Here is a 9302-nt window from a genome sequence, read left to right as displayed (position 1 = left end):
CGACGTCCTTGCCGAAGGCGACCAGCATCGGGTCGTCGTCCTCGGCGGACTCGGCGAGCCGCAGCGCGTCCCCGAGGTTGACCATCTCGCGGTCGGTGTTGGGGATCTCGATGCCGACCGCGGACTTGCCGGGGATCGGGCTGATGATCCGCACGTCCGGGCTGGCGACGGCGTACGCGATGTTCTTGGTCAGCGCGGTGATCCGCTCGACCTTCACGGCGGGGCCGAGCTCGACCTCGTACCGGGTGACCGTCGGCCCGCGGGTGAAGCCGGTGACGGCGACGTCGATCTTGAACTGGGAGAAGACGGTGGCGAGCGAGGCGACCACTCGGTCGTTGGCCTCGCTGCGCGCCTTGCCGGGGCCGCCGCGGGTCAGGAGGTCCAGCGACGGCAGCGAGTACGTGATGTCGCCGGAACGCTGGAGCTGCTCGGCGCGCGCGGACAGGCCGCGCTCCTCGGCGGCGGGCGGCGCCTTGGTGAGGTCGCGGACGACCAGGGGGGACGGGTTCATCCCCTGCGGCGGGGTACCGGTGGGCGCCGGTGTTGCTGTGGTCTTGAGTTGCCCGCGCCGTCGGAGGGCATCCTGATCGAAGCCGTCGGGCTTGAGTGTCTCCCCGACGAACTCGCGCGGGCGGGTGCGCGCGGGCGGTGTTTCGCGCCGCTGCTCCGCGTATCGCTTGTCGCCCTCACCGGGCACGTGAACTGCTTGGCCCCGGACGACGCCGAGGTGCGCGCCGAGCGCCCGCAGCCGCCGCGGGATGGCGTTGACCGGGGTGGCCGTGACGACCAGCAGGCCGAAGACGATGAGCAGCACCAGCATCGGTACGGCCAGGACGGCACCCATGCTGGACGTCAGCGGGGTGGCCGCCGCCCAGCCGATGAGGCCGCCGGCGTCCCGTATGGCCTGCATTCTGTCGCTGCGGGCTGGTGAGCCGCAGGCGATGTGGACCAGGCCGAGCACGCCGATAACCAGGGCTGACAGCCCGATGACGATACGGCCGTAGCCCTCGGACTTCTTCGTACGCCGGATGAGGCGAACGGCGATGACGGTGAGCAGCACCGGCACCAGCAGGTCGAGGCGGCCGAAGGAGCCGGTCACAAGGATCTCAACGAGATCGCCGACCGGACCCTTCAGGTCGGCCCAGATGCTCACGGCGACGATCAGCGCGCTGCCGAGCAGGAGCAGCGCGACGCCGTCCTTGTGGTGCGCCGGATCGAGGTTCCTGGCGCCCCGCCGCACGCTGCGGGAGCGCCGGTACACAACCCTGGCGGGGCTGTGTACGGACTTCGCGGGGGCTTTCTTGGCGGGGGTCCTTTTCGCGGTGGGCTTCTTGGCCGGTGCCCTTTTCTTGACCGGTGCCCTTTTCGCGGCGGGCTTCTTGGTGGGCGTCTTCTTCACAGCGGGCTCCGGAGAGGGTGGGCAGCAGGCGGAGCAGGGTTGGGTGACGAGGCCGGGGACGCGGTCGTCTTGCGGCGTCGTGGCGTGGTCCGGGGGTCTTCTGCTGTCAGGCGACCGCGGTCGCGAGGACGGCGAGGACGATGAGTACGACGGCGGCCAGCGAGAGGCGGATGGCACGTCCCAGACCCTGGAACTTGGGCAGCGCGATCTGGGAGAGGACACGGATCCGGTCCGCTCGGCGGTCGTCGTTCATCTCGGCGAGGATCTGCTGGGTGTCGCACGTGGCCCAGTGCGGGAAGCTCGCTCGGTCCGTGCCGCGCAGGCGGGGCAGGACGACGAGCAACAGCAGGACGGTGGAGACGGCCAGGGCCAGGACCGCGAGTCCACCCGCAGCGAGGCACAGCACAGGCAGGTGCTTGTCGGCCGATCCCGCCAGGCCCGCGATGACTGCACCGTTGAAGGCAAGCAGGGAGGCCTTGTTGTCGGTGCGGCCGATCTCGGCGGTCACCGCGGTGAGCGCGTCGTTGAGGTTCTGGTCGACGAAGGAGGGCTGGGTGCCGGGCTCGTCGGTGGTCGGGTCCTGGTTCACTGCGTGGCCTCCTTCGTCTGCCGCGCGGCGGGTGTCGGGGTCGGCATGGGGAGGCCCAGGCGCTGCGCGAGCGCGTGGCGGGCCGCGAAGTCGATAGCAGGGTCGTGGATGAACTCGGCGACCGTCCGAAGACGGCCGCGTAGCCTCTGCAGGTCGTTCTCGGCAGAGCGCAGGTTGGGGGACTGGGGTACCGAGGTGTTGGCCGTCGCCTCGGGGCGGTTCATCCACGGAAAGGGGAGTTTCACGGCCGCCGCCTTCGGCTCTGCTGACGTGGTGTGCCGGTGCCGCTGTCGTCGGCGGTGTCCGCGGGCGGTGGCGGGTTCACGGAGTGGAGGTGGATCTGCGGGTGGTGGGTGTGGTCGTGGACGACCAGGGGCCGCGTGCGCAGGCCGCGCAGCGGCAGGGCGCTGGCGAGCGCCCACATGAGGATGGCGAGGCCGATGGCGACGGTGCGGTTGCTGTCGGGGGAGGCCGTCCACACCATGGCGATGCTGGCAGCGCCCCACAGCAGCCAGATGATGCGCCCGGTGGTGAGTCCGGCGGTCCCGCAGACCAGCCCGATCAGCCCGGCCACCTGCCAGGCGGTGTGCACGGCGGGGCCGGAGATGGGCAGGCCGACGGCGTGCTGCCCGATGTAGGAGCTGATGGGGTTGTCGATCACGCCCCACAGGCCGCCGGCGGAATCGATACCGGGTGCTCCGGTCACCGGAGCGGGGGCGGACAGGCGGTCCAGCACCCCGGCCGTGATGTGGGCGGCGCAGTCGAGTACCACGATGACCGAGCACGCCATCGATACAGTAAGCACGGCCTTGATCCAGTTGGCCATGCCGTGCCATCCGGCGTGGCGGGCCCGGGCCAGGTCGTCCCAAGGGCCGTACAGGAGACCGCCCGGGCTCCAGGCCCGGGCCCACCAGGACCGTAACCGGGCCGACCAGAGCCTCTTCTTCGGGCGGGGTGCGGGCAGGAGTTCGCGGGAGGGTCGGTGTGTGCCGTTGATGCCGTTGGAACGCATGGTGGGCGTCTCCTTCACGGTCAGCCGATGTCGTTGCGGGTGTGGCCGAGCCAGCTCGTGTGGCTGGTGTTGTTGATCTCGGTGTTCTGGGTGACCGGGCCCTCGAAGACGTTCGTCGTGGTACCGCTCTTGGCCTTGGCGATCGCTGCGCCGATCCCGGCCGCCAGCATCGCCGCGCCGGCGAACGGGGTGACGACGATCAGGGCGAAGTGGTCGAGGCTGGGGACACTGACGAGCGACAGGCCCTTGAAGAAGAGCCAGGCCGCGCAGCCGAGGCCAGTTGCACCAGCGCCGGCGGCAATGGAGACGAGCGCGGTCCCGGCGGCCCAGGAAGGCACGATCCGGGTCTCGGGCTGCGGGACGTGCGGGGTGGGGCCGTACGCCGGCGGCTCGGTGGGGTCGCGGTAGGACGTCGTGGTCGGGACGGGTGCAGGTGTCGAAAGGGCGTCGTAGACGCCGGTGATCAGCCGCTTGGCTTCGGCGGCCTCGATGGGGGACAGGGGGGTGGTGGGGTCGTACGTCACGGCGGGTCTCCATCCGGGCGGGAAGGGGTGCGCCCTCCCCGGCCGGGCTGGCGGGGAGGGCGCGAGGGGTGTCTTCGGATGCGGGTGGTGCGGCGGGGCGGGTGGTCCTTCCGCCGGAAGGCCGCTGGGTCAGAGGGTGGGGTTGGTCAGGCCGGTCAGGCCGGCGATCTCGTCGCCGGTCCAGTGGTCCCGGGTGATGACCTGGTCCAGAGCTCCGGTGATGTTGTCCCAGTACAGGCCGAGCACGTGATCGGCGTCGTCGTGCAGGCGGCTGTAGCTGAAGGGGCCGTCGTCGAAGCTCGTGCGCGGCACGTACCTGAGGGTGGCGGCACGGTCGTTGTCTGCCATGCATTCGACCACCACGGCCCGCTCCGGGGTCCACAGGCCGGCCTCGCGCATCCAGCGGTCGGATGCGCGTTCTCCGGCGGCGGACATGACGGCGAGGCTGTAGTTCGACTGCCCGGGGCCGTGGGTGGCGCCGAAGCAGCCGCTGCCCGGGGCCTCGGAGCCGTTGAGGGTGCGCCCTAGGGTGAGGTAGTCCATGCGCATCCCGTAGTGGCGGGCGGTGAGCATGTGCCCGAGTTCGTGGGCGCTGGTCTGGCGGCGCCACTGTTCGGTGGTGAAGCCGAGGACGTCGTACGGGCTGCCGTTGACGTCGGCGTTGGTGCGGACCGGGTACGGGACGCCGTTGACCTTCAGGTGGCGGTACCAGGTGTCGGCTGCCGTGCCGGTGGTGGTCATCTGCTGTGCGCCTTCCTGGAACGCGGGCGGCCCCGCCGGGTGCGGCGGGGCCGGAGGGGCGGGTCAGGCGTTGTTGAGGTTCTTGATGGCTTCCAGTGCCTGGCGGGCTGAGGTGATCGTCGGCGCGCTGCTGCCGGGCCCGGTCCAGCCCTTGCCGGCGTCTCCGCCGCCACTGTCACGGTCGCCGTCGTCCTCGTCGGGCTCGGGCCAGAACTCGCCGGGGTCGGGCTCGCGGTTCCAGTCGCCCCACAGGCCGCGCTTGTCCAGCTCGCTGATCTCGTGGTCGGTGAGCCGGAAGACCTCGTCGGGGAAGATGGCGGCCAGGTCGGTGTCGAAGTCCGCGTACAGGGACCGCATGAGCACGGCGCGGCCGTTGTCGAGGACGATGACCGCGACTCCGCCGGTGGAGACGCCGTTCTCGGGGTCGGCCTCGCCGCGCATGGCCCGCTCGATCGCGGATCCTTCGCTGCGGGAGTAGCGGGCCGGGATGGTCGGCACCTCGTAGGGGTTCTCCATGGTGCCCTCCGCCGCCTTGCGGGTGGCACCGGGGCTGCCCATGTTGAAGATCACAGGCCGGGAGTTCTGCCGGAGGTTGTCCTTCATCTCCGTGCTGAACCCGTTGTGCGCGAACGGCGACTGGCCGGCCGGGTTGAAGCCGACGCCGTACTTGAGGCCGGTGACCGTGAGGTCCTCGCCGTCCTTCTGGATGAACTCGCCGAACAGAGGGTCCTGCGCGGCGGTCATGAACTCGTCCGCGTAGACGTTCAGCTGCCGGTAGGGGCAGCGCGGGTCGCCCGGCTTGTAGTCGTGCGGCTGGCCGTCGTGCGGCCAGGGCATCTCCGACCTGATCTCGCACAAGGCTTTCGCGGCGCGCAGCTGGCGGGCCATCCACAGCGCGTTCGAGCCCTGCCGGTCGATGTACTTGCCGAGCACGGTGGTCTTCTCGTCCTTGCGGACGGTGGACAGCCACACCACCTGACCGGCCAGGGACTGCGCGGCCATGTTGATGGCGAAGTACTGGGTCTTGCCCGACCGGCTGACGCCGAGGACCAGGCCGTGGGAGGCGGCGTTCTTGTCGTGCTGGTACACCATGTTCTTCACCGGCTGGCCGGTGATGGTGAACCCGCACACGAACATGCCCTTGGCGTCCGGGGTGAGGAGCTCGCGGGTCGCGGTGAAGACCTGCGACAGCGGCGGCTGATCGAACGCGCTGATGAGGAACTCGGCTCCGTCGACGAGGACGAACACGCAGGAGTCGTCCTCGGGCAGGTTCAACGCACGGCAGACCTTGGCGAGGTCGATCCGCGGGGTTTCGGTGGCGTCGGTCATCCTGGCCCGGTAGAACGTCACCCCGCGTTCCTTGTCGCGGCTCTTGTGGACCAGTTCGGAGCCGGGGGCGCCGCCCCTGGGTGCGGCAACCCGGTCGGCCCACTGTTCGCGGGCGGTGGGTGCGGTGCGGCGCCGCGCGTTGGCGTCGGGGGTGATGTGGACTTCCATCCAGCCGGGGCCGCCCTGCCGGCCGCTCTGGACGGCGACGTCGGCGAGGACGACGTCCTGGGCGTGCACGCCGAACGCGGCGGCGACCGCGGCCTCCGAGAGCCCGGTGATCGGGCGGCCGGTCTCCACGGCGCGCAGCAGGAGTTTCAGGTCGTGGGGCATGCCCGGGTCCGGGACGGCCTTGACGATGTGGGTGCGGGCGGGATTCCCGGCCCGCACCCACAGCATCCGCGCCTCGCGGGTGAACAGGTTCGCGCCGTCGTCCGGGTCCGTCTGGACCGGCTGCTCGGGCTCGGTCGCGGGCGCCAGCTGCGAGGTGGGGGTGGCGAGGGCGGGGCGGTGGCGACGGCGGGCGTGCCGGGAGAACGGCATCACCGTCCAGCCGGCCGCCGCCCATCCGGCGGCGAGCAGTGCGTCCATCCCATACGGGCCCCAGCCGGTGGTGTGCCCGGCGGCGACGTCGACGGCGGCGGCCAGGACCAGCGGGCACCAGCGCAGGATCCTGCGTCCGGCGCCGGGCTCGTCACTCTTGGCCGCCAGGATCCAGCCGCCGATCCCGGCGGCGCCGGCCAGCTGCACGACCTGGTTGACGGGGCTGTCGGGGTAGAGGTTCGGGGCCACGGCCAGCACGGGCGCGGCGAGGGTGTAGGCGAGGCGTTCGAGCGTGACGCTGCGCGGCGTGGTCACCGGATCTCCGTTCAAGGGGAACAGGCACGGGCGGCCCCGCTGGTGTGCGGGGCCGCCCGTGGCGGGGGTGCGAGGGGAGGGGCGGGGTCAGCGGTTGAAGAACCCGGGCTTGGGGGTCTTCTCTCGCCGGTTGGAGCGGAGTTCGTCCAGGGCCCCGTAGAGCCGGGAGTGGGTGGCCCGGCTCTTGTGGGTGAGGTCGATGGTCTCCTGGGCGGTGTCGTCCAGCTTCTCGACCTGGGTGGCCGCACCGTTGAGGGCGGCCGAGACGTTGTTGGTCAGGGCCACGAACTTCGGGTCCAGTCCGGCATTGGCGATGTCGCGGGCTACGTCCTCGGCGTGCTTGGCGTTGCCCCCGACGCTGCGCACCAGCGACTCCAGTTCGAGGCCGGCGCCGTCCAGGGCTCTGGCGAGAGCGCCGAGCTTGGCCTGCACGGCCTTGTAGCGGTTGTCGTCGTCGGCCGGGACGGGCGCCGGGCCGGCGCCGCTGGGGGCGAGATCGCTGCTCATCAGCGGTGTTTCTCCCTGCTCTTAGTCGTGGTGGGCGGCGGCCGACGCCGACTTCAGGCCCGCGTCTTCCTTGGCGGCCATGTCCTGGCTGTAGACACGGGCGACCATCGCGGCCGCGAGCTTGGCGGCCTCCATCGCGATGCCGCACTCGGCAGCGCACCGTTCGGCCTGCTGCTTCATCTGGGACGCGGCGTCGGCCAGGGAGGCGATCAGATCGGTGACGGCGGTGTCGATGTTGTGGTCGCCGATGAGGTCGGCGGACATGTCCCGCAGGGCGTCGGCAACCTTGTCGAGCGCCAGCACGAGGGTGCTGGCCCACTCCTGGTCGGAGGTCGCTTGGACCGCGATCTTCGCCATGTCCATCAGGTAGTCGTCGAACGTGATGTCCGTACGGTGCTGGGTGGCCAGGCCGCCCTGCCCGGACGGCCTGGTGACCTGCGTGCTGCTCACGCTGGGGATCCCTTCGCTGCTGCCGGGACGGCTGGAGTCGGCCACCGGAGTGTCCTGTGCGGGGGTGGGGGCCGGCCGGCTGGTGCCGGGGCGTTTGATCTCCTGCTGCGGGATGGGCGGTTCGCGTCGCCGCCTCGGGGCCCGGGGCAGGCCCGGGCGGCGGGCTCGCCAGGCGCCGAAGGGGTCGCCGGGGTCATCAACGATGACCGCGTCGACCACGTCGTCCTCGCCGGGCGGGGGAGTACCGGGCCGGGGCGGGCGGCCGGGCCATTGCGCCGCCGGCGGCGTACGGTCCCGGCCGAACGGACTGTCCGCACCGCCGTTCTTCCCGCTGTCCTCGCCGGGCCGGGGCTTGTCGAAGAGGTCACGCCAGCGTTCCCGTGCCTTCCGCTTCCGGCCGCCGCCGGAGCCCGCAGAGCGTCCGTTCCCGGGCTTTCCGGCCGGGCCGGGGCCAGGGTCACCCGCAGCGCCGGCGGGGCCGTCTGACGGGCTGCCAGGCGGCTTGTCCTGCACGTTCGGCGGGGTCTCTCCGGCGTCCTTGTCCTGGTCCTGGCTCTTTCCCTTGCCGTCCTGCGGTTTGCGGTCCGTGCCGGCGTCGCTGCGGCGCTTGTCCCAGCGTCGCTGTGCCTCTTCTGCCACGGCCTCGCCGAGCGTCGTACGGCCCGCGCGGTCCGCTGCCCGTGCAGCGTCTTTCGCTTCCCGCTCGCGCCGGCGTTCCTTCTCCTGGCGGCGGGCGGCTTTCTCCTTACGGTGCTGCGCCCGCTCCTGCACGCCCCGCTGGACGTCGCGGTCCTTGGTGCGGTCGGCGAGGCCGGCGGCCTGCCGGTCGGCACGCCGCTGGTCGAGGGCCGCCTGGCGGGCGGCCCGGCGTTCCTGCCGGCCGCGTGCCCGCTCCGCGCGCGGACTGCCCGCCGTGTCCCGGCCCGGGCCGCGCCCGTCCCTGGAACCGCCGCCGGGCCCCCGGCCGCCGGAGCTGTTCGACTGGCCGGAGCCGGAGCCCCGGCCGCCGTTCCTCCGGCCGCCGTCGGCTCCGCCGCCGGGCCCCCGGCCGCCGGAGCCGCTGTTCCCGCCGGGCCCCCGGCCGCCCGTGCCCCTGCCGTTTCCGGGGCCGCGGCCGCCGGAGCCGCCGGAGCTGCTGGAGTTGGGCCCGGCCGTACCGCGCCCTGACCCGCCGCCGGGGCCGCGGCCGCCGCCGGCTCCGGACGATCCGCCGGGGCCGCGTCCCGAACCGGACCCGCCGCCCCGGCCGGACCCGCCGCCGCGGCCCTTGTCCGCACCCAGCCCGGATCCTGCCCCGCCCGCCCGGGCGGACTGCGCTTTCAGGTGGGCGGCACGGAGTTTGTTGTGCGCCTCGGCGAGGCTGGTCTCCCGGGACGTCCGCGCTTCCAGGAGCGTGACTTTCCTCGCGATTTCCGCCTCCCGGAACGCGGCTTCGCCGTCGTGCCGTTCCCGCGCGATGTGGAGCCGGAGTTCCAGCCAGTCGCCGAGACGGTCGGCGAGAGAACGGGGCTGCTCGTATTCCCCTTCCTCGTAATCATCCTCGTTTTCGCCGGACAGGTCGGCCGCTGGAATCCCTTCCGAGCGGAGTGAATTCACCGGGTCCGGGGCCGCCGGAATGCGAGGGATTTCCAGCGTGGTCTCTTCCTCGGATTCCGGGGGAATGTCCGGGGCGGGGAAAAGACGGCCGGGGTCCGCGAGGTCGGGCGGGCGGTTCAGCACCGTGTCCGGAGCGGGGAAATTGAAAAGCCGTCCGCCGCTCTCGTCGTCGTCCGACACGGCTCACCTCCAATCTCGATCAAGGCTTGACAGTGGGTCATCGCCTCGCGTACGCGTGTGCGCGCCTGCGTGAGCGCGCGTCTGCGCGTCTGCGCGTTGGAACCGCCGAGGGGGCCGCCG

The 9302-nt window shown here is 72.1% G+C and carries 9 protein-coding genes; all 9 read right to left on the bottom strand.

The genetic code is table 11. The features are described from left to right. The coding region (locus IEZ11_RS44000; RefSeq protein WP_268239966.1) for a DNA translocase FtsK 4TM domain-containing protein at positions 1-1399 on the bottom strand (1399 nt) is incomplete at its 3' end. Positions 1400-1505: 106 nt separating this feature from the next. Continuing rightward, positions 1506-1988, bottom strand: a complete 483-nt coding sequence (locus tag IEZ11_RS43995) for a Pycsar system effector family protein (RefSeq protein WP_189268700.1) — start codon at positions 1986-1988, stop codon at positions 1506-1508. Continuing rightward, complete coding sequence (locus IEZ11_RS43990; protein ID WP_189268699.1) at positions 1985-2212, bottom strand: hypothetical protein; 228 nt, start codon at positions 2210-2212, stop codon at positions 1985-1987. The genes IEZ11_RS43995 and IEZ11_RS43990 overlap by 4 nt, the downstream gene beginning before the upstream one ends. A 17-nt stretch (positions 2213-2229) precedes the next feature. After that, positions 2230-3000: a hypothetical protein gene (locus IEZ11_RS43985; RefSeq protein WP_189268698.1), complete on the bottom strand. Its 771-nt coding sequence runs from the start codon at positions 2998-3000 to the stop codon at positions 2230-2232. A gap of 20 nt (positions 3001-3020) precedes the next feature. Next, the gene (locus IEZ11_RS43980) at positions 3021-3524 is read right to left on the bottom strand and encodes a hypothetical protein (protein ID WP_189268697.1); all 504 of its coding nucleotides are present in this window, start codon (positions 3522-3524) and stop codon (positions 3021-3023) included. 129 nt (positions 3525-3653) lie between these two features. Next, positions 3654-4265: a hypothetical protein gene (locus IEZ11_RS43975; protein ID WP_189268696.1), complete on the bottom strand. Its 612-nt coding sequence runs from the start codon at positions 4263-4265 to the stop codon at positions 3654-3656. 63 nt (positions 4266-4328) lie between these two features. After that, positions 4329-6449: a putative type IV secretion/conjugal transfer ATPase gene (locus IEZ11_RS43970; RefSeq protein WP_189268695.1), complete on the bottom strand. Its 2121-nt coding sequence runs from the start codon at positions 6447-6449 to the stop codon at positions 4329-4331. Positions 6450-6536: 87 nt separating this feature from the next. Then, positions 6537-6956, bottom strand: a complete 420-nt coding sequence (locus IEZ11_RS43965) for a conjugal transfer protein TraB (RefSeq protein ID WP_189268694.1) — start codon at positions 6954-6956, stop codon at positions 6537-6539. Positions 6957-6977: 21 nt separating this feature from the next. Further along, positions 6978-9182: an ATP/GTP-binding protein gene (locus IEZ11_RS43960; RefSeq protein ID WP_229713739.1), complete on the bottom strand. Its 2205-nt coding sequence runs from the start codon at positions 9180-9182 to the stop codon at positions 6978-6980. Between the last annotated feature and the right edge of the window lie 120 nt (positions 9183-9302).

This window comes from Streptomyces fuscichromogenes, from assembly GCF_014645815.1.
GTDB classification, from domain to species: domain Bacteria; phylum Actinomycetota; class Actinomycetes; order Streptomycetales; family Streptomycetaceae; genus Streptomyces; species Streptomyces fuscichromogenes.
The sequence above is the reverse complement of the archived record's forward strand: the minus strand, read 5'-3'. Positions and strand labels throughout refer to the sequence as shown.

Coding starts and splice junctions, on each gene's coding strand:
- IEZ11_RS43975 (WP_189268696.1), bottom strand. CDS start 4,265: ATGACCACCACCGGCACGGCAGCCGACACCTGGTACCGCCACCTGAAG.
- IEZ11_RS43965 (WP_189268694.1), bottom strand. CDS start 6,956: ATGAGCAGCGATCTCGCCCCCAGCGGCGCCGGCCCGGCGCCCGTCCCG.
- IEZ11_RS43990 (WP_189268699.1), bottom strand. CDS start 2,212: ATGAACCGCCCCGAGGCGACGGCCAACACCTCGGTACCCCAGTCCCCC.
- IEZ11_RS43985 (WP_189268698.1), bottom strand. CDS start 3,000: ATGCGTTCCAACGGCATCAACGGCACACACCGACCCTCCCGCGAACTC.